Here is a 20145-nt window from a genome sequence, read left to right on the forward strand (position 1 = left end):
GTCTATGCTAAAATAGAGGCTATTGAGATTCAGAAAGGAAGATCACTATGGCGCATTATGATGGGCCACCGTTCTTGCGTTCAGAACAACCCAAAGCGCAACCAGCCGCGTACCCGCTGCCTCCTAAACCGCAGCGGCATGCCAACCATCCTAGCCAACCTGTTACCGCAAAACCGCAGGTGCCGACCAAAACATCGATCGGACGGCATTCTGTTGATCCTTTAGCAGCGTTAGCCACCCCCAAAAGCGTGGTGCACCGCCCTGCCAAGCGGGCCCAAATCGATTATCACATACTGTTGAATGCGCTGATGCGGCCGGATGATGCCGTTTATTTATTTACCGATGAGGCGCCAGATGCGCAAACACTTGACGCAAATGCAACGCCACCAGTGTTAACGCAAGCCCCACAGCCAAAACCAGCAGATGCGCCAAACCCGCAGGAAACTGCGACGGCCAAGCCGGATGCAAAGCTAAAGGAGGCTGCACCAGGGCCTTCGCCGATGCCAAGCGTGGCAACAACAAGCAAGGCGGCGTCAACGCCAGCAACAGCTCAAACCGTCACGCCTGATCCAGCCCAAGATCACCCAGCAGCTGAGGTGCAAACCAAACCAGTTGCGCCAAGCGACCAGCTGCCGCTGTTAGATCCCCAACAACGGGCGCAACAAGCTAAGCTCCAAGCGGCATTGGCAAAACAGAAAAAAACCGTGTATGCCAACTGGCGGCCATTGCAGCTGCCTAACAGCGGGCAGCTTAAACAAGCGGTGACCAGCTATCGCCAGCGGCCCAAAACGGCCAAAACGCTGCCGCAACCGATCGCTGAGCGGCCAAAAGCGCAGGCACAAGTACCAGCTCAACCAGCCGCAAAAACGCCTGCCGCAAACCAGCCGGCAGCCCAACCAGCGGCTCAGCCAAGCGAGCGGGCAGCCCAACCAGCGGTTCAGCCAAGCGAGCCGGTCGACCAAGCGCAAGCGGCAGTGCTGCCTTATCAACTGCCGCCCTTGGACTTATTGCCGGAACCTGTGATCGAAGCTGCAGAAGCGCAGGATGAATGGGTCGTTGCGCAATCTGAACGGTTAGATAAAACGTTGACCGCATTTCATGTTGGGGCGCATGTCGTCGCCCATACGATCGGCCCCACGGTCACGCAATTTCAGGTGGCTTTAGCTGCGGGAGTCAAAGTCAATAAGATCACGAATCTGAATGATGACCTCAAATTGGCGCTGGCGGCTAAAGATATCCGCATCGAAGCCCCGATCCCTGGCAAAACCACTGTGGGCATCGAAATTCCCAACCTCAAAGCCCGCCCGGTGATGCTGCGAGAAGTCTTAGAGTCAGCAGCCTTTCAAACGGCGGCTTCGCCATTGACCATTGCGCTTGGCGTCGATTTGTTCGGTCAGCCGGTCGTGACCAATTTAGCCAAAATGCCGCATGGGCTGATCGCTGGTGCCACCGGGTCAGGCAAGTCGGTTTTTATCAATTCATTGCTGACGTCGCTGCTTTATAAAGCGACGCCAGAAGAAGTGCGCTTGCTTTTGATCGATCCTAAGGCGGTGGAGTTAGCCGCATACAATCAATTGCCGCACTTGGTATCACCGGTGATCTCCGAGCCTAAAGCGGCAGCGGCGGCGTTGAAGTGGGCCGTTGAGGAAATGGAAGAACGCTATCAAAAACTGGCCGCAGCCGGGGTCCGCAATCTTGAACAATTCAACGCCAAGGCCAAAGACCATGGCGATTATGGGATGGTGATGCCCTATGTGGTGATCATTATCGACGAGTTAGCTGATTTGATGATGGTCGCTGCCAGTGAAGTCCAAGACTATATCGCGCGGATCACCCAAAAGGCGCGAGCCGCGGGGATCCACTTGATTGTTGCCACTCAGCGGCCGTCGGTGGATGTGATCACCGGGACGATCAAAAACAATATCCCAACGCGGATCGCGTTTATGGTCGCCAGCCAAACAGACTCCCGGACGATCATCGATGCCAATGGGGCTGAACGCCTGCTTGGACGCGGGGATATGCTGTATTTAGGCAGTGGGGCCAGTCAGCCGATCCGCCTGCAAGGCACATTCATCGACGAAGATGTTGCCACAGTCGTCAATTTTGTGAAACAAGAGCGGCCGCCGCGTTATTTGTTCCAACCAGATGGATTGCTGGCTGAAGCTGAAGATGCGCAGGCCCAAGATGATTTATTTCCGCAAGTGTTGGAATACATTGCCGCAGAAAAGCATGTGTCCACCTCGAAGCTGCAACGGGTCTTTTCGATCGGCTACAACCGTGCCGCGAATTTGATCGATGAACTTGAGATGCGCCATTATATTTCGCCGGCCAACGGCTCCAAACCGCGCGATGTTTACTTGACTAAAGAAGATCTATCAGAGAATTAACGCAGGCCAAATGGCTTGCTTGAAAAGGGGAACACCATGACACAGACATATTATTTTATCGGGATCAAAGGTTCAGGGATGAGTGCATTAGCATTGATCTTGCACGACATGGGCAATCAGGTATTAGGCAGTGATATCACCCAATATACATTTACGCAACGCGGGTTGGCCGCAGCGGGTATCGAAATGCTGCCGTTTGCTGCTGAAAACATCAAACCAGGTTATACGGTGATCTGTGGCAATAGTTTCACGGATGAACATCCAGAAGTGGTCAAGGCTCACGAATTGGGGCTCAAGTTTTATCGGTATCACGAATTTTTGGGTGAGCTGATGAAACCTTATATCAGCATCGGCGTTGCCGGTGCTCATGGCAAGACCAGCACTACCGGGTTGTTGGCGCATACCTTAAGCGGCATCGATAAGACCAGTTACTTGATCGGTGATGGTACCGGCAAAGGCATGCCCGATTCGAAGTTCTTCGTGTTTGAAGCGGATGAATATCGCCGGCATTTCTTGGCTTATCATCCAGATTATGTGATCATGACCAACATCGATTTTGACCACCCAGATTATTACACCGGCATTGAAGATGTGTATTCGGCCTTTCAAACGGAAGCCTCACAAGTCCAAAAAGCAATTTTTGCCTGGGGGGATGACCCTTGGCTGCGTAAACTGGATGCCAAGGTGCCGATTTATTACTACGGGACCAAGGATACCGATGATTTTGTCGCGAAAAACGTCTCGCGGACAACCACCGGTTCAAGTTTTGATGCGTTCCATCACGGCCATTTGATCGGCCATTTCCAAGTGCCATTGTTCGGTGAGCACAGTGTCTTGAATGCCTTGGCCGTGGTAGCAGTGGCTTATACCGAGCATTTGAGCGCTGATTTGATCGCGCGCGAATTAGCTAGTTTTGCTGGGGTCAAGCGGCGCTTTTCTGAAAAGAAAATGGGCGATACCGTGATCATCGATGACTATGCCCATCATCCCAGCGAGATCAAGGCGACTTTGGATGCAGCCCGTCAAAAATATCCGGATCAACAGGTGATCGCCGTTTTCCAGCCGCACACGTTCTCCCGGACGATCGCGTATTTAGATGAGTTTGCCACCACGTTAAGTGCCGCTGACGCCGTATATGTAACGCCGATCTTCAGCTCTGCGCGTGAAACCAGCGGTTCCGTATCGGCAGCAGACTTAGTGGCCAAGATCACCAAACCAAGTGCCGAGATCCGCCTTGATGACATGTCTGCGTTGTTAGATTATCAACATGATGTCTTTGTTTTCATGGGTGCAGGTGATATTCAAAAATATGAAGTGGCCTTTGAGAATTTATTGAGCGATATCAGTCCTAAGTCCAACTGACAGCCAGAAAAAACCTGGTATAATGATCTTTAAAAGCAAAAGCGAAAGGAGACGATTCGATGCAAGAACGTCGTGTTGTCAATGATACCGGTCTCGCCACTTTCTTTGCGAAGGTGTATGGTACCATGGGCGGTGGTTTGTTGATCACCGCAGTCATTAGCTATCTCTTAGGAAATGTGTTCCGTGTCCAATATGGGAACTTTATCGTCCAAAATCGGATTCTCTTCATCGTCGCGACGTTTTTACCGTTGATCTTAAGCTTTTTGATCAGCGGGCGGCGCGGCCGGGAAAGTGCCAGTTATGCCCGCGCCATGTTTGGCTTGATGGCAGCCAGTTACGGCTTTACCTTAGCATCAGTTTGGCTGATCTACCCCGCAGCGAACATCGGCATTGCCTTAGTGGTCACTGCGATCGTCTTCTTCACCATGTCTGTTGTTGGTCGGGTGACGCGGCAAAACTTGTCTCCGGCAGCGAATATCATCATGGGCGTGTTGGTTGGCGTGATCATCTTGAGTGTCATCAACATGTTTATGGGCTCAAGCTTTCTTTCCTTGATCATTTCTTATGTGATCTTGATCGCCTTTATCATCATGACCGCAGCGGACACCCAAGCGTTGAAGCGTGTTTACATGACCGCTAGCGGCAATGGCGATTTTGCCGTGAACACGTCAAGCTTGGCGGTACAAGGGGCATTGATGCTTTATTTGGACTTCTTGAACCTGTTCTTAGTGATCTTGCAGATCTTCGGATTTTCTAACGATAACTAGGCCCAGTGAAGGCGGACAGCGCTTGTTGTCCGCCTTTTTTGTTGCGGTTAATCTGTTACAATAGAACTCAGAAGATTCAAGGAGGACATTATGGCCACTGAAAAGAATTTATTGTTGATCGACGGCAGCTCTATTGCATTTCGGGCATTTTATGCCATGTATAATCAGCTCGACCGCTTCACCAACGCGCAAGGCGTCCACACCAATGCGGTTTTGACGTTTAATAATATGCTGGACAGCTTGGTTGATACGATGCAGCCGGATAATATTTTGGTGGCGTTTGACCGCAGCGGCGGCACCTTTCGCACCAAGAAATTCAGTGACTACAAAGGCAATCGTGACCGGGCGCCAGAAGAGCTGCTCGAACAGCTTCCTTACATCAAGCGGCTGCTGGACGATCATGGGATGGCCCATTATGACTTGCAAGATTGGGAAGCTGATGACATCATTGGCACCTTAGCCAAACAAGCCGAAGCTGCTGGCTGGACCGTGACGATCGTGACCGGTGATCGCGACCTTACCCAATTAGCCACGGATAAGGTGACCGTGCAAGTGACTAAAAAAGGCGTTGGCGAATTAGAAGCCTATACGCCAGCGCATATCCAAGACAAATTCGGCCTCACGCCTAAGCAGATCATCGATATGAAAGGCTTGATGGGCGACACTTCAGATAATTACCCAGGGGTGAGCAAGGTCGGTGAAAAAACGGCCTTAAAGCTGTTATTACAATTCGGATCGATCGAGAACCTTTATGCGCATCTTGATGACCTGAAAAAAAGCAAGATGAAAGAAAATTTGATCAACGACCAAGCCAATGCTTTTTTAAGTAAAGACCTGGCGACGATCCGGCAAGATGCGCCGTTGACCATTGGGCTGGAGGATACGGCCTACACCGGGCCGGATATCGATAAATTGCGCGCATTGTATACCGAATTGGACATGCGCCAAGCCTTAAACAAGCTCAACAAGCAAGCCCCGCAAGTTCAGCCCGACTTGTCTTATGTGGTGTTGGATGATAGCAACTTGGCGCAGGTCACGGCGATCAGCGAACCGATCAGCTTTGAAATCGAAATGCTGACAGAAAATTATCACACGGCTGAACCAGTGGGCTTTTTTATTGGCACAGCAACGCAAACCTATGTCAGTACCGATGTCACCTTGTTGACGATGCCGGCAGTCAAGGCGTGGTTGGCCCAAAAGCAGGATATTGCGGTGTTTGATGCCAAGCGCAATATTGTTGCCGGCACGAAATTAGGGTTAGTGCTGGATCATATCGACTTTGACGTTTTATTAGCCTCTTACTTACTCAATCCAGACCAAAATTCCAATGATTTTGGCCAGATCGCCCAAGACCACGACTATCAGTTGGAATTTGATGTGGATGTTTATGGCAAAGGCGCCAAGCTTAAGCTGCCAGAAGAGTCGCAGCTATTCCAGCATTTTGCGCGCAAATCAGCGGCGATCTTGGCATTGAAGCCGCACTTGTTGCAAGATCTTGATGATCAAGATCAAACCAGCTTATTCACGCAAATGGAGCTGCCGCTGGCGAAAGTCTTGGCGCGCATGGAAAGCACTGGGATCACGTTGCACCAAGCGACGTTGACACAAATGGGGGCGCAATATGCACAGACGATCAAGGTGTTAGAAGAAAAGATCTATGCTGAAGCGGGCCTGGAGTTCAATTTGAATTCCCCCAAGCAACTCGGGGAAGTGTTATTTGAAAAACTCAATTTGCCGGTGATCAAAAAAACCAAGACTGGCTATTCGACCAGTGTAGAAGTGCTGGAGCAATTACGCACTGCCAGTCCGATCGTCCAAGACATCCTCGATTATCGTGCGGTGTCCAAGTTGCAATCGACTTATGTCAAAGGGCTGTTGAAGGCTGTCTTGCCAGATAACAAGATCCATACGCGCTACTTGCAGACCTTGACGCAAACCGGCCGGCTGTCAAGTGTTGACCCGAACATGCAAAATATCCCTGCGCGTGGGGATGGCAAGCTGATCCGCAAGGCGTTTGTCCCGTCACAACCCGGCTGGCAGATTTTTTCATCGGATTATTCGCAAATCGAATTGCGCGTGTTAGCCCATATTTCTGGGGATGCCAACATGCAGGAGGCGTTCAAAGAAGATCGCGACATCCATGCCAATACCGCGATGAAGATCTTTAAACTCGACTCGCCAGACCAAGTGACGCCGGACATGCGTCGACAAGCGAAGGCGACTAATTTCGGGATCGTGTATGGGATCTCTGATTTTGGGTTAGCCAAAAACATTGGCATCACCCGCCGGCAGGCTAAGGCATTTATTGATGGATACTTTGAGCAATATCCGCAAGTGCATGATTATATGGACAAAATGGTGGCGTTAGCGCGTGAACAAGGGTATGTTGAAACCTTGTTCCATCGGCGCCGTTACTTGGCGCAGATCCATTCACGCAACTTCAATCAACGGCAATTTGCCGAGCGGACGGCGATGAATACCCCGATCCAAGGCAGTGCTGCAGATATTATCAAAGTGGCCATGATCCGGATGCAACAGATGTTAGCCGACCATCATTTGCAAAGCCGCATGTTGCTGCAAGTGCATGATGAACTGATTTTTGAAGGGCCTGAAGCAGAAATGGCCACCTTAGCTGAATTGGTGCCTAAGGTGATGGATTCCGCTGTCGCCTTGGCTGTGCCGCTGAAAGTGGAAAGTTCTTTTGGCCCGACTTGGTATGACGCGAAGTAGAAGGGGTTTGTATGCCTGAATTACCTGAAGTTGAAAATGTCCGGCGCAGTTTGAGTCAACTCGTGGTGGGAAAAACCATCACCCATGTCGGGACGGATTGGGAGAAGATCTTAGTCGGCGGGCAAGACTTATTTGATGACGCCTTGTCTGGCAAGACCATCAAGCGCATCGATCGGCGAGGCAAGTATTTGCTGCTGCGCGTTGAACAACAGCTCACGGTGGTTTCGCATTTGCGCATGGAAGGCAAATATCAACTGGTGCCCAGTGCCGATACGCCTAAGCACCGCTTTGTGCATGTTTGGTTTGATTTCAGTGATGGCAGCCAATTGCGTTATTTAGATATGCGCAAATTTGGCCGCATGCAGCTTTGTGAAACCGGCACGGTGGCGCAACATGTTGCCGGGATCGCGAAGATGGGTCCGGAGCCCACGGCGGCGGATTTTGACGCCGCTGCGTTTTATCAAACCCTAAAAAAGCACAAGAAGCCGATCAAATCCGTGATCTTAGATCAAAGCGTCGTCGCCGGCGTGGGCAATATCTATGCGGATGAAACGCTGTGGCGGGCAAAAATCAATCCAGAACAGCCTGCCTGCACGCTGTTGCGTCAGGAAGCTGAGCGCTTGCATGACCAGATCATTGCGGTTTTAGCGGAATCGATCGCGTTAGGCGGGACGTCAGTGCATACGTTCGTTGATGCCAACGGAAATCCCGGCGGCTATCAAGAACGGTTAGCCGTCTATGGCCGTGCCGGGCAGCCTTGCTTAGTTTGTCAAACGCCGATCGTGAAAATCAAAGTGGGCCAGCGCGGGACCCATTATTGCCCACACTGTCAACCCTTAAGGAAGCGAAAATTATCATGACGTATTTGTTAGGCTTGACTGGCGGCATTGCCACTGGCAAAAGCACGGTGGCAGCGGCTTTTAAAGCGGCTGGCTTTCCCGTGGTTTCGGCGGACGTAATCGCGCGCAAGATCGTTGAACCGGGGCAGCCGGCTTTGGCAGCGATCGTGGCGGAATTTGGGCCGGAAACGTTATTGCCGGATGGCCACTTGAATCGCCGGGTGCTAGGGCAGCGGGTCTTTGCGGATCCACAAGCATTGGCCAAGCTCAATGCCATTGATCAGCCGTACCTGCGAGAGGCGATCATTCAAGCTTTGCAAGCGGCTAAAGCCAGCGGCAAGGCGATCGTGGTCGGCGAGATCCCGCTGTTGTTTGAAAGCCATTTTGAATCTGTGTTTGATGGTGTCGCGGTGGTCACCTTGCCACCGCACTTGCAGCGCCAGCGTTTGATGGCGCGCGATGGGCTGGATGAAATTGAAGCTCAGCAACGGATCGATGCGCAAATGCCATTGGCCGAAAAAATTGCCAAGGCGGATTTTTTGATCGATAACAGTCAAGGACCTGCCGTACGCCTTGCGCAAGTCACGGCGCTGATCGCCCATTTAACGCGGTGAAAACGGGTCCGCGAATATGCTATAATGACTAAAACGACTAGAAGAAGGTGTTGGTTTGCAGTGTCCACATTGTCACCACAATAGTTCCCGCGTTGTTGACTCCCGACCGACTGATGGCGGCAAGGCGATCCGGCGGCGGCGTGAATGCGAGAATTGTGGGTTTCGTTTCACGACTTTTGAACGCGTGGAACAAACGCCGTTGCTTGTGATCAAGAAAAACGGGACGCGTGAAGAGTTCAACCGGGAAAAGATCTTGAAAGGGTTGATCCGGGCGGCTGAAAAACGTCCAGTTACGATGGAACAAATGCAAGGCATCGTTGAAAAAGTCGAAAACAAGTTGCGCGCGATCGGCGAAAATGAAGTGTCCAGTCAAGCCATCGGTGAATATGTGATGACGTTGTTGGCGGAAGTCGATGATGTTGCGTATATTCGCTTTGCGAGTGTTTATCGCCAGTTTAAAGACATGTCCGTGTTCATGCAGGAGCTTCAAGACATGATGAAAAAAGGCAAACAGTCGCCAAAAGACTGATCAGGGGCCGTTTAGCCCCTGTTTTTGCTTGAAAGGAGGGGTGACATGGAGCGCCCTCAAAGTTTTATGGCTCAAGATGACTACATCGTCACCCAAGCCACCTATTTCACTGATCATGATCAACAAGTGGCAGTCGCTTTGTATCAACCCTTAGTCGGACCGGTGGCGCTGGCCCTTTATCTGAGCTTATGGCAAGAAGCCGCCCCGCGCCCAGTGTTGACTGATCGGCGATCGCAAACCCGCTTGTTGGACTTGTTGAATATCAACGTGGAAACTTTATATCAAGCGCGGATCAAACTGGAAGCGGTGGGGTTATTGAAGACGTATACGGCTACTGATGCGATCAGCCGCTATTACGCCTATGAGTTGTATGCCCCAGTCACCCCGCCGGAGTTTTTTGCCGACGATCTGTTAGGCATGCTGTTGTATGATCGCGTCGGCCAAAGCCGCTATGATGAGCTGGCGCAACAGTTCACGCTGCATCCAGTCCGGCGAGAAGACTGGCAAGATGTGTCGCAAAACTTCTTGAGTGTCTTTGAACTGACCAATGTGTTAGATCAGCCTGCCGCAGTGGCAAAAGCGCAACGCCAGCTGGCACAAAAGCCGCACCCGGAAGTGTCGTTAGGAACTGGCGATGGTTATGACTGGGTGCTGCTGACACAATTGACTCAGCGCACCAATCTTAAAGCAGGGGCGATCGACGCCAATCGGGAGGCGTTGTATCAAGTCGCCCGGTTTTATGGGTTGAATCCGCCGCAATTAGCGACGCTGATCACCGCGGCAACCGATGTGATGACGGGTGAATTGCACCTCAAGCAATTGCGTGAGTTTGCCGAGCAGAAATATTCGCAACCGCAAAAAGCGGCTTTCACCACGGGCCGCCAGTCGCCGCCAGCAGCCAGCGAGCCGGCTAAACCGGCGCTTGCTTTGACCCCGGCGGAAACGGCATTATTAAAAAAAGCCACCAGCATGGCGCCGCGGGCTTTTTTGGAAGCGGCCAAAAAGGCCAAAAATGCGCGGGCATTTGCTGCGCCTAATGAGACATATGCCGTGCGCGATTTGGTACAGCGGCGGACGTTTCCAGAGGCAACAGTGAATATTTTGGTGGATTATGTCTTACGTTCGTATGACAGTTTGAGCCAAGCGCTGCTCAATGGGTATGTCAGCCGCTGGGTCAATGCTAACGTCGATTCACCGCAAAGTGCTTTGGCCCAGATCCGCAAAGAAACGCAGGCCAAGGCTAAGCCGCGTGCGAATTCGCAGCGACCGTCTCGGCAAGAAGAAACGCCCGCTTGGATGCAGCCGGGCTATACCCCGAAAACCCAACCGGTTAGTGCCGAGCGCAAAGATAAGATCGCCGCGCGCCTGGCCAAGTTGAAGGCCCTTGAAGAAGGAGGTCGCCAAGAGTGAAAGACATGCAAGCAGAATTACGCAAACTGATGGATCAACGCCACATGACTGGCGCCTATCGGCAAACCATTGCCAAAGCAGTTGCTGATCCTGAAGTCCAAGCCTTTTTAGCGGCCAATCAAGCGGCCTTGGCCCCGGATGCAGTGGATCGCGGCGCCGCTAAGATCTATGAATTTGTCAATGAACGCAATAAACGCGCGGCTGGTGAAGCGAGTTTTGCCCCAGGGTATCAGCCGCAGTTAGTGGTGGCTAACGGCCAATTAGATTTGGCCTATGAACCTACGCAAGCACGGGTGGCAGCTGAAGCCAAAGCGGCTCAGCGGGCATTGGTCAAGGCAATCAATATGCCTAAAGCAATCGCGACGGCTAGTTTGGCCAATTATGATCCGACTGGCCGCGATGAAGCGTTGGATGCGGCGACAGATTTTACCTTGGCCGTGGCCCAAGCACCGCATGCTTATCACCAAGGGCTTTATTTAACCGGGCCGTTTGGCGTCGGCAAAACCTATCTGCTAGGCGCCATCGCCAATCAACTGGCCAAACAAGGGATCGCTTCGACGCTGTTGCATGTGCCGACTTATGCCGTTGAGATGAAAGGGGCCATTCAAACCAATTCGGTTTTAGCGAAGATCAACGCGATCAAAAAAGCACCGGTATTGATGTTGGATGATATTGGCGCTGAGGCTTTGAGCCCATGGTTTCGCGATGAGGTGTTGGGGATCATCTTGCAATATCGCATGCAAGAAGAAATGCCGACACTTTTTTCGAGCAATAAAACAATGGCAGAATTAACGCGCTATTTGGCCGGTTCCGAGCGCGGCGATAACGAAGCGCTCAAGGCTTCGCGGCTGATGGAGCGGATCAAATTTTTGGCCAAAGAGATCGCGGTTGGCGGCAATGATCGGCGCAACGGCTGAAAAAAAACTTGCATGCGCCAAGCGCCTGTGCTTTAATCAAAGTATCGAAGACGGAAGTTACAAGGATCATTCACAGAGAGCACACGCCTTGGCTGCAAGCGTGTCACGACCTGATCCGCACCACTTCTCGAGATGCCGTTAGGCCCCTGCTCGGGTTATCAGCATCGAGAGGAAAGCAGTGCTTTCAAGTCGGGTGGAACCGCGAGTGATCGTCCCGGATACCAGTGATGGTATCCGGGATTTTTGTTTACTTTCGGTTTTATCAAGCCTTGCAAGCCGCTTCCGAATATAAAACATAAGGGGATCATCAGATATGTCAATCGCAATCACATTACCAGATAACAGCGTCAAGCACTGCGACGCTGGCGTGAGTGTTTTAGATGTTGCTAAGAGCATTGCTACCAGTTTGGCTAAAAAGGCCGTGGCTGGGAAAGTCGATGGCCAATTGGTCAGCCTCGATACCCAATTGAACGCCGATGCAAAGCTTGAAATCGTCACGAAAGATTCTGCTGACGGGCTTGCGGTCTTACGGCAAACAGCCACTTTTGTTTTGGCTGCTGCGATCAAGGAATTATACCCAGACGTGCGTTTGGGCCAAGGCGAAGCCCAAGCAGACGGCTTCTTTTACGACACCGACAAAGATGATGGTCAACTGACTGTCGATCAGCTGCCAGAGATCAAAGCCAAGATGGCAGAAATCGTCAAAGCAGATCAAAAGATCGCTGCTAAGACCTTGAGCCAAGCCGAAGCGCTGACTTATTTTGCCAACGAACCCTTCAAAAAGCAATTGGTTCAAGCTCAAGCAGGCGAGATCAAAGGGTTTCAACTCGGCGACTTCTTTGATTTTGAAGAAGCAGCCTTGTTGCCAAGTTTGAAGGAGCTCAAGCATTTCTCCTTGCTTTCTGTTGCCGGGGCTTATTGGGAAGGCAAGTCTTCTAATCCGATGCTCCAACGGATCTATGGGACCGCTTATTACAAAGAAGCCGATCTTGAAGATGATGCGAAGCGGCGTCAAGAAGCGAAAGAACGCGACCACCGTAACATTGGCCGGGATCTGGACTTATTCTTCGTCGATCCTAAAGCCGGGGCTGGCTTGCCTTACTGGATGCCTAATGGCGCAACCATTCGCCGTGTGATCGAACGCTACATCATCGACAAGGAACTTGCCGATGGCTATCAACATGTTTACACCCCAGTGCTAGCTAACCTGGATATGTACAAGACTTCTGGTCACTGGGATCACTACCGCGAAGATATGTTCCCGCCAATGGACATGGGCGATGGCGAAATGCTTGAATTGCGGCCAATGAACTGCCCATCGCATATCCAGATCTACAAGCATCACATCCGTTCGTACCGGGACCTGCCATTGCGGATCGCTGAATTAGGGATGATGCATCGTTATGAAAAATCTGGCGCCTTATCTGGTCTGCAACGGGTCCGGGAAATGACCTTAAACGACGGTCACACCTTTGTGGCGTTAGACCAGATCCAAGAAGAATTCAAGAAGATCCTGCGCTTGATCATGGATGTTTACGAAGACTTCAACATCAATGATTACTCGTTCCGCTTATCTTATCGTGATCCGAAGAACACTGAAAAGTACTTCGATGACGAAGAAATGTGGACCCGCAGCCAAGCGATGCTCAAAGGCGCCATGGATGATTTGGGCTTGGATTATTATGAAGCAGAAGGCGAAGCCGCCTTTTATGGGCCAAAGCTGGATATCCAAACCAAGACCGCACTTGGCAATGACGAAACCATGTCCACCATTCAATTGGACTTCATGCTGCCAGAACGGTTCGAATTGACCTACGTGGGCAACGATGGTCAAGAACATCGTCCAGTCATGATCCATCGCGGCGTGGTGGGGACCATGGAACGGTTCATCGCTTATCTGACCGAGATCTACAAAGGGGCTTTCCCAACTTGGTTAGCGCCTACGCAAGCAATTTTGATCCCAGTGGCCGATGTGCATGATGACTATGTTCAAGAACTCAAGCGCAAGATGTTGGCAGCCGGCTTACGCGTCGAAGTGGATAACCGCAACGAGAAGATGGGCTATAAGATCCGCGAAGCTCAAACCCGCAAGGTGCCATACACCGTGGTGGTCGGCGACAAGGAAGTTGCCGATGCCGGCGTTTCAGTTCGCCGTTATGGTGAAGAACATGCTGAAGAAGAATCGATCAAGATGTTTGTCGAAGCCATGCAAGCGGAAGTCCGCAACTACTCCCGTGATGGCAAACGCAAGCCTAGCGAAATCGATAAAGTCTTAGGCGACTAGTATTATATAGAAGCAAAACGATCGGCGCTTTAAGTGCCGATCGTTTTTTGATGCAATAAGTTATATAATGACGTCACGGGAGTTGGGGAATATTTAACGAGGAGTGAAAATTTTATGGGATCAGTCAGATATCGCAAGCCGATAGTGCTGGGGGCAGCCTTGTTGATCTTGTTAGTCGCAGGATTAGGGTGGTGGTTGCTGATGAAGCATCAACAACAAGCGGCTCAACAGCGCATTGATCAGGTAATTGTGCATGCAAAGCACAACCATCACGGGCGCGTCATCATTGAACACCATGCAGGCGGACGATTGGTGTATTTGTTACCACAAAAGATGCATAAGATCGCCCCTGCCGTGCGCCAGCGCGTCACGGCAGCGCTGCCTCAGTCCGGCAGTCAGCCGATGGTCCTTGCTAAAGTGACCACGACGACTAGCGGGGTAGCTGCAGTTGCACAACAGCAGCTGCGCATGACCACTTATCGCGTACAAGGTCGGCAAATGCAGCGCCATCAATTGCCGCAACAGCCACTGGGGTTGGTGCAGGCGCAAACTGGCAAAGCGGCAACCGTGGGTGATCTTGTGCCTGATGACGGCAGCCGGCGGGCGATCAATTATCTGGCTAAGCAGATCATGGTCAAAAAGCATCGGCAAACGGCAGTTAGTTTAGAAAAAATATTGGCGCAGCCGTTATTGGCCAGCCTGCAGGCGAAAAATTTCAGCCTCGCAAAACGCCAGCTGCAGATCAATGACACTAAGGGCAAACCGCTTGTCAGCGTGCCGTTGGCCAAGCTCAAAGGGTACTTGAAAGGGCAGCGGGTACCGGTGGAGGCAGGCAAAGTCATCGCGTTGACGTTTGATGATGGGCCCAATGACAAGACGACGCCGCAGATCCTCAAAACCTTGGCTGCTGCCAAAGTCAAAGCCACCTTTTTCATGGTCGGTACCGGTTTGCGGGAGTATCCCCAAACTGCCCGGGCAGTGGCCCAAGCAGGCCATGAAATCGGGATCCATACATATGATCATCCGTACTTACCCAAGCTGACGCCGACTGCTGCCAAAGATGAGATCTATGGCAAAATGGCGTTGACGTACTACCAAGTGCTTGGTCAGCTGCCAACGCTTTTGCGGCCGCCATTTGGGGCAATATCTGCACCGATCGCTCAAGTTGAGGACCTGCCGGCGATCCAATGGTCGATCGATTCTCAAGATTGGCGTTCCCGCAACGCAGCGGCGATCATTGCCCGCGTCAACGCGACTGCCACTAACGGCGGGATCGTCTTGATGCATGACATTCAACCGGCAACCGTCCAGGCGCTGCCGACAGTGATTTCACAACTGAAAGCGCAAGGCTATCGGTTTGTGACGGTCAGTGAGCTTTTCGGCGGGCACTTGCTGCCTGGCCAGCAATATTTTGGGCGCGGGGATGAACGGGCCGTGACCACCGCTTCTTAGTCAATAAAAAGGCTTGACGGTCACAAAGTTGTCCTGTATAGTTGAACACGTTGAGAAAACAAGCAGAAGTTCCCGCTTCTCGCCCACGTCATTGTGACCGCTAGGCTAAAACGTACGGATATATATTCGCGGCGGGGACCCATGTGGTCTCGGCCGCTTTGCTTTTTTCTCGAAATTATTTGGAGGTGAATTGCCATAGCTAGAGATATGATGGTCAACTCGGGGATTCGTTCACGTGAAGTACGCTTGATCTCCCAAACTGGAGAACAACTCGGTGTGAAGTCTACCCGCGATGCCCTTGCGTTAGCTGAACAAGCTAACCTGGATCTTGTCCTTGTGTCACCGAACGCCAAGCCGCCTGTTGCCCGCATCATGGACTTCGGAAAGTTCCGCTTCGAACTGCAAAAGAAGCAGCGTGAAGCGCGCAAGAAACAAAAAACCATCAGCATCAAGGAAATTCGCTTGAGCCCAACGATCGGCGAGGCTGACTTCAACACCCGTTTGAAGAATGCGACCAAGTTCCTCGAAAAAGGGGACAAGGTCAAGGTCTCGGTTCGATTCCGTGGTCGGGCGATCACCCATAAGGACTTAGGTCAAAAAGTCCTTGAACAGATGGCAGAGGCGACTAAAGACCTCGCCGTCGTCGAATCTCGTCCCAAGATGGACGGGCGGAGCATGTTCTTGATGCTCGCACCAAAACCTGACAACAAAAAGTAGTCAGAACGTTATTTAGGAGGAAATCGTCATGCCAAAATTCAAGACTCACCGCGCTTCTGCTAAGCGCTTCAAGAAGACCGCTAGCGGTGCTTTGAAGCGGGGCCACGCCTACACGTCTCACCGTTTCCACGGTAAGACCAAGAAGCAGCGTCGTCAACTGCGCAAGTCCGGCTTGGTATCCCATTCCGATATGAAGCGGATCCGCCAGATGCTCAGCCAAATGAAGTAAAGCGCGTCCAGTGGCGTCGCTTGATGCCACGCGAAAGCGCGTTTAAGTTGAGCACGGATCGCGCGCTCGAAGTTTTTCGTTAATGATTTGAGGAGGAATTCTAATGCCACGTGTTAAAGGTGGAACCGTAACTCGCAAACGCCGCAAGAAGGTACTGAAGCTCGCTAAGGGTTATCGCGGTGCCAAGCACTTACTGTTTAAGTCCGCAAATGCTCAAGTGATGGTTTCTTATCGCTATGCATTCCGTGATCGTCGTGCTAAAAAGCGTGACTTCCGGCGTCTTTGGATCGCGCGGATCAACGCAGCCGCACGTTTGAACGACATTTCTTATAGCAAGCTGATGCATGGCTTAAAGTTGGCCAACATCGATATGAACCGTAAGATGTTAGCAGACATTGCGATTTCTGACCCAGAAAGCTTCACGGCTTTGGCAGATACCGCTAAGAAAGCTTTAGCATAAGCACTAAGTTGACTGAAACATAAACGGTGACAGTCAGCAAAATAACACCCCGCCATCGCGATATTCTCGCGATGGCGGGGTGTTTGTGTTTAACCGCAGCTGCTCACAACTGCGTCAGATCCTGATGGGCTTGCGCCAGCACCGGATCCGGCTGCATCACCACCAGCTTGCCGGAGACATTTCCGGCGTCTAAGCGCGCATGTCCGGCTTGGACGCCGGCTAGGTTAAATGGCAGGCGTTTGGCGATCCGCATGGTCAACCCCCAAGTGCGCGCGACGGTCACTAAGGCATTTAATGCCGCTTGAGTGGGGGCCATTTTTGTCAGTGACAAAGCTGTAAAGGGACCCGCAGGCAGCTCCACGGCAGCAGTGGTCACGACCACGCCGCCAGGCACGACCAGTTTGGCTGGCAAGGTGCGATCGCCGCCGCCATTGATCGCATCGACAACAAAATCACTGCGAAACTCAGCGTCGGCATAAGTGGTGATCGTATCAGCCCCAAGTTGTGAAAGCCAGGCGTGTTGTTTAGCGCTAGCCACGGCGTGCACGATCACCCCATGCGCTTGCGCAAATTGCAGCAAGACTGAACCGATACCGCCACCTGCGCCTAAGATCGTGAGGCTTTGGCCTGCATGCGCATTCAACATGGTAAACACCGTATAAGCGGCGATCCCCACTTGGGGTAAAGCGGCGGCATCCATGAAACTTAAGGCACTGGGTTTATGGATCACTTTAGTTTCACTGGCCGTGACATACTCGCTGTAGCCGCCAAGCGGACGATAGTTGATCACCAAATCACCGATCGCAAAATCAGTGATCGCTGCGCCAATTGCGGTGACTTGCCCCACCACATCGGTGCCTGGGACAATGGGAAATTGCATTGGGCGGCTCGCCGCTTGATCGCCGCGGCGTAAGCTGGCATCATAAGGATTCAACCCAAACCCCAAGACCTTGAGTTGGACTTGATCGGCCTTAGGGACCGGCCGTTGGGTGGTCAAGGTGGTGAACACGTCAGGTCCGCCGAAGCGTTCAAAGCCAAAACGTTGCATCACTTACACTCCTTTCAAAATTCGTTGCAGCCAATCACGTGCAGCTAACAACTCAGCGTGGGTCAAGCGATGACCGTGAGCGTGGCGGTAAATCGTCAAAGGCGCATGGTTTTGTTGCAAGCGTGCGCTTAAGGCGGTAAAAGCCGCTGGCGACACATACGGATCGTTCGTCCCAAAAGACAGCCAAGTCGGGATCGCGGGTAAACTGGGGTCATTTTGCGCACTCACAGTGGTGGCATGAAATAAAATGGCGCTTGCAAAAGGCGTGGCCCGATGCAAGAGCGCATACGCGGCGATATTGGCACCATTGGAATAACCCACCACGGTGATTGGTCGTTTTGCTAAGCCGTGGTCGGCCAAAGCGGCCATGGCGGTCGTCAATAACCATGTGGTTTGGTGCTCAAGGTCGCTTTGATCAAAAGCGCCATTGGCAGTATGCCGGAAATAACGGGATTGACCATTTTCGACGACGCGACCGCCGATCGCCAACAGTGGGGCAGCTGGGTCCAGCAAGCGCCCGATCGGCAATAAATCGCGCTCACTGCCGCCAGTACCGTGCAATAACAATAATGGCTGGCGGTTTTGCCCAGGCCTAAAAATCGTCACGACCATCCCTCCAACGATAAGGGCAGCTGCGCGGTGATTTCTGCGCGCCGCGGCTCTAAACTTGCCGGCAGTGTCAGGCCGGTTGCGCGAGTGGGCCAATGAGTGCGTGTGGCGAGTTCAAAGCGCATCCGTGGGGTGACGCGAAAATAGATCGACTTGAAGCCGTTGCGGTCAAGGATCGCCGAATGCGCCCAGCCATGTGCGCTGAAAGCAGCCGCAGCGGCAGGCAGGCTTGATTCATCGGCAACCGCAAAAGCGGCATGATGACCCATATCAGTGCCTGGGATCGTTAACGGCAAGTCGCTGCGCTGTTCCACCCAAACCAGGTGACCGGCAGGGTCTTGGAATTGGTGCCAGTTGCCAGTGATCTGATGGTGGTGATACGGCAATACTTGCGTCATCAAGGTGATCAAAGGGGCTGGGTTCAGTGCGCGAATCGTCAATGGGCCCAAGCCGATGATCCGAAATGCGGCAGGAATGGTTGAGGCGGTGGGCGTGGTGGGGATCATAGCGCTGGGCGCAGCGGGTGGGCAGACCAATTGAAAGCGCAGCCCTTGCCTGGTGGTAAAGGTAAAGCCGGCATGGCCAAAGCGGTGCTGAACCATTTCTACCGCGAGGCCTTGTGCGTCTAAGCGAGTTTGCCAAAATGGCAAGGCGTCTGCGCTGGCAACAGCCAAGCTGATCGGCGTCAAGAGATTGGTCCCACGATACGCTGGGGTTTGCCCAGGCTGACAAAACACAGTCAACGCGGCAGCGGTTGCCGCTAAATCAGCCGTGAAAATCAAATGTTCGCTGCTTGGATCGTCAAGGTTCACGGTTTGTTGGCGTAAGTGCAGCCCGAGGGTCTTTGTCATCAACGTGAAGAACGCTTGTGGGGCACTGGTGGTGACCGTGATGTGGTGAAGGCCTTGAGTTTCAATCATCAAACGTCACCCCTTTAGCAGCGAAATCAGCTAATATGGCTTGGCGCTGTGCCGCCAGGTGAGGCGGCAGCCCCAAGCCGCGGCCTAAATCAGCTAACGGCTCATCTAAAGTAAATCCAGGCGTCGTAGTGGCAAATTCGACGCGGTTGCCTGCCGGAGTCAAAATATAAAGGCTTTGAAACCAGCCGCGATCGGCAAAACGTTCGATGGTGTAGCCATGGTCGTGCGCGCGTTGGCGCAAGGTAGCAAACATTGAAGCGTCAGGGATGGCCAAGGCGACATGATCGATACTGCCGCGGCCGAAGCGATGCGTGCCAGGCTGGGCTTGGCGAAAAATCAGCCTTTGGTCGTCGCCAAAGCGCACTTGTTGCCCGTCATTGGGAGCAGCCAGCATGGTGGCAAAAAACTCAGCGGTTTGCTGCGGCTTTAAGCTGGCCAGTGTGCTGCCCCACCAGCCAAGGATCTGGGCGTTGGCCGGGATGTCGTTGGCAACCACTTTGCTTTTGGCCAGTTGTCCGGCATGCGGGCGTAAGGTGATGGCCACACCGTTGGGATCTTGCACGGATAAGCTGCCCAAGCGCTGCTGCCAAAAAGCGGTGCTGGCGGCGGGAATGGCAAACACCAGCTCAGCCATAAAGTGATCTTGGTCATACCGCGGCCCTAACCGGGGAACTTCAAAAAACGTGATCACGCTGCCAGGTGAGCCGGCAAAATCGCCATAAAAAAGATGCCGCATATGCAGGTTTTCTTGGTTCACGGTGTTTTTGACTAACCGCAGTCCGAGCTGATCACGATAAAACGCGGTGGTTGCCGCAATATCGCCAGTCAAAAGAGAGACATGATGTAAGTTAAACATGAGCACACCTTCTAT

18 protein-coding genes are annotated in these 20145 nt (G+C 52.4%); 14 read left to right on the forward strand and 4 right to left on the reverse strand.

Annotation, left to right across the window (positions count from 1 at the left end; all coding sequences use genetic code 11):
- Window positions 1-47: 47 nt before the first annotated feature.
- From EKM91_RS00470 to rplT, 14 genes are all read left to right on the forward strand, one after another.
- On the forward strand, window positions 48-2387 hold the full coding sequence (locus EKM91_RS00470) for a DNA translocase FtsK (protein ID WP_125748025.1): 2340 nt from the start codon (window positions 48-50) through the stop codon (window positions 2385-2387).
- A gap of 36 nt (window positions 2388-2423) precedes the next feature.
- Complete coding sequence (murC, locus tag EKM91_RS00475; RefSeq protein WP_125748028.1) at window positions 2424-3749, forward strand: UDP-N-acetylmuramate--L-alanine ligase; 1326 nt, start codon at window positions 2424-2426, stop codon at window positions 3747-3749.
- A 59-nt stretch (window positions 3750-3808) separates the two neighbouring features.
- Window positions 3809-4516, forward strand: coding sequence for a Bax inhibitor-1/YccA family protein (locus EKM91_RS00480; RefSeq protein WP_125748031.1), 708 nt, complete (start codon window positions 3809-3811; stop codon window positions 4514-4516).
- A 90-nt stretch (window positions 4517-4606) separates the two neighbouring features.
- Window positions 4607-7246 (forward strand): DNA polymerase I, encoded by a 2640-nt coding sequence (gene polA / locus EKM91_RS00485; protein ID WP_125748034.1) that lies wholly within the window; start codon window positions 4607-4609, stop codon window positions 7244-7246.
- A gap of 11 nt (window positions 7247-7257) precedes the next feature.
- The gene (gene mutM, locus EKM91_RS00490) at window positions 7258-8106 is read left to right on the forward strand and encodes a DNA-formamidopyrimidine glycosylase (RefSeq protein WP_125748037.1); all 849 of its coding nucleotides are present in this window, start codon (window positions 7258-7260) and stop codon (window positions 8104-8106) included.
- Entirely contained in the window at window positions 8103-8699 is a 597-nt protein-coding gene (coaE, locus tag EKM91_RS00495) for a dephospho-CoA kinase (RefSeq protein WP_125748040.1), read from the forward strand. The genes mutM and coaE overlap by 4 nt, the downstream gene beginning before the upstream one ends.
- Before the next feature lie 55 nt (window positions 8700-8754).
- On the forward strand, window positions 8755-9228 hold the full coding sequence (gene nrdR / locus EKM91_RS00500; protein WP_125748043.1) for a transcriptional regulator NrdR: 474 nt from the start codon (window positions 8755-8757) through the stop codon (window positions 9226-9228).
- Window positions 9229-9273: 45 nt separating this feature from the next.
- Complete coding sequence (locus EKM91_RS00505; protein ID WP_125748047.1) at window positions 9274-10638, forward strand: replication initiation and membrane attachment family protein; 1365 nt, start codon at window positions 9274-9276, stop codon at window positions 10636-10638.
- Window positions 10635-11555 (forward strand): primosomal protein DnaI, encoded by a 921-nt coding sequence (dnaI, locus tag EKM91_RS00510; RefSeq protein ID WP_125748050.1) that lies wholly within the window; start codon window positions 10635-10637, stop codon window positions 11553-11555. The genes EKM91_RS00505 and dnaI overlap by 4 nt, the downstream gene beginning before the upstream one ends.
- A 313-nt stretch (window positions 11556-11868) precedes the next feature.
- On the forward strand, window positions 11869-13839 hold the full coding sequence (thrS, locus tag EKM91_RS00515; protein ID WP_125748053.1) for a threonine--tRNA ligase: 1971 nt from the start codon (window positions 11869-11871) through the stop codon (window positions 13837-13839).
- A 114-nt stretch (window positions 13840-13953) separates the two neighbouring features.
- Window positions 13954-15291 (forward strand): polysaccharide deacetylase family protein, encoded by a 1338-nt coding sequence (locus EKM91_RS14040; protein ID WP_225419418.1) that lies wholly within the window; start codon window positions 13954-13956, stop codon window positions 15289-15291.
- 189 nt (window positions 15292-15480) lie between these two features.
- Window positions 15481-16008, forward strand: coding sequence for a translation initiation factor IF-3 (gene infC / locus EKM91_RS00525; protein ID WP_164508403.1), 528 nt, complete (start codon window positions 15481-15483; stop codon window positions 16006-16008).
- Between the two features lie 28 nt (window positions 16009-16036).
- Window positions 16037-16237: a 50S ribosomal protein L35 gene (gene rpmI / locus EKM91_RS00530; protein WP_054718570.1), complete on the forward strand. Its 201-nt coding sequence runs from the start codon at window positions 16037-16039 to the stop codon at window positions 16235-16237.
- Between the two features lie 103 nt (window positions 16238-16340).
- A complete protein-coding gene (gene rplT / locus EKM91_RS00535; protein WP_125748057.1) occupies window positions 16341-16697 on the forward strand; it encodes a 50S ribosomal protein L20 in 357 nt (118 codons plus the stop codon).
- A 103-nt stretch (window positions 16698-16800) separates the two neighbouring features.
- Here the strand turns inward: rplT and EKM91_RS00540 are convergent, their stop codons facing one another.
- Genes EKM91_RS00540 through EKM91_RS00555 form a run of 4 tightly spaced genes read right to left on the reverse strand, consistent with a single transcriptional unit; the run spans window position 16801 to window position 20130 of the window.
- Complete coding sequence (locus EKM91_RS00540) at window positions 16801-17745, reverse strand: NADP-dependent oxidoreductase (protein ID WP_125748060.1); 945 nt, start codon at window positions 17743-17745, stop codon at window positions 16801-16803.
- A gap of 3 nt (window positions 17746-17748) precedes the next feature.
- Complete coding sequence (locus EKM91_RS00545; protein ID WP_164508402.1) at window positions 17749-18351, reverse strand: alpha/beta hydrolase; 603 nt, start codon at window positions 18349-18351, stop codon at window positions 17749-17751.
- Window positions 18348-19274, reverse strand: coding sequence for a VOC family protein (locus EKM91_RS00550; RefSeq protein ID WP_125748066.1), 927 nt, complete (start codon window positions 19272-19274; stop codon window positions 18348-18350). The genes EKM91_RS00545 and EKM91_RS00550 overlap by 4 nt, the downstream gene beginning before the upstream one ends.
- A complete protein-coding gene (locus EKM91_RS00555) occupies window positions 19267-20130 on the reverse strand; it encodes a VOC family protein (protein WP_125748069.1) in 864 nt (287 codons plus the stop codon). Before EKM91_RS00555 ends, EKM91_RS00550 begins: the two co-directional genes overlap by 8 nt.
- Window positions 20131-20145 lie beyond the last annotated feature (15 nt).

Origin of the sequence: Lacticaseibacillus baoqingensis, from assembly GCF_003946165.1 — a bacterium.
In the GTDB taxonomy this organism is placed as follows: Bacteria; Bacillota; Bacilli; order Lactobacillales; family Lactobacillaceae; genus Lacticaseibacillus; species Lacticaseibacillus baoqingensis.

Excerpts from the sequence above, each read along its gene's own strand:
- coaE (WP_125748040.1), top strand. The coding sequence starts at position 8,103 with ATGACGTATTTGTTAGGCTTGACTGGCGGCATTGCCACTGGCAAAAGC.
- mutM (WP_125748037.1), top strand. The coding sequence starts at position 7,258 with ATGCCTGAATTACCTGAAGTTGAAAATGTCCGGCGCAGTTTGAGTCAA.
- EKM91_RS14040 (WP_225419418.1), top strand. The coding sequence starts at position 13,954 with ATGGGATCAGTCAGATATCGCAAGCCGATAGTGCTGGGGGCAGCCTTG.
- thrS (WP_125748053.1), top strand. The coding sequence starts at position 11,869 with ATGTCAATCGCAATCACATTACCAGATAACAGCGTCAAGCACTGCGAC.
- EKM91_RS00555 (WP_125748069.1), bottom strand. The coding sequence starts at position 20,130 with ATGTTTAACTTACATCATGTCTCTCTTTTGACTGGCGATATTGCGGCA.
- rpmI (WP_054718570.1), top strand. The coding sequence starts at position 16,037 with ATGCCAAAATTCAAGACTCACCGCGCTTCTGCTAAGCGCTTCAAGAAG.
- EKM91_RS00540 (WP_125748060.1), bottom strand. The coding sequence starts at position 17,745 with ATGCAACGTTTTGGCTTTGAACGCTTCGGCGGACCTGACGTGTTCACC.
- EKM91_RS00470 (WP_125748025.1), top strand. The coding sequence starts at position 48 with ATGGCGCATTATGATGGGCCACCGTTCTTGCGTTCAGAACAACCCAAA.
- EKM91_RS00550 (WP_125748066.1), bottom strand. The coding sequence starts at position 19,274 with ATGATTGAAACTCAAGGCCTTCACCACATCACGGTCACCACCAGTGCC.
- EKM91_RS00480 (WP_125748031.1), top strand. The coding sequence starts at position 3,809 with ATGCAAGAACGTCGTGTTGTCAATGATACCGGTCTCGCCACTTTCTTT.
- EKM91_RS00505 (WP_125748047.1), top strand. The coding sequence starts at position 9,274 with ATGGAGCGCCCTCAAAGTTTTATGGCTCAAGATGACTACATCGTCACC.
- rplT (WP_125748057.1), top strand. The coding sequence starts at position 16,341 with ATGCCACGTGTTAAAGGTGGAACCGTAACTCGCAAACGCCGCAAGAAG.
- murC (WP_125748028.1), top strand. The coding sequence starts at position 2,424 with ATGACACAGACATATTATTTTATCGGGATCAAAGGTTCAGGGATGAGT.
- polA (WP_125748034.1), top strand. The coding sequence starts at position 4,607 with ATGGCCACTGAAAAGAATTTATTGTTGATCGACGGCAGCTCTATTGCA.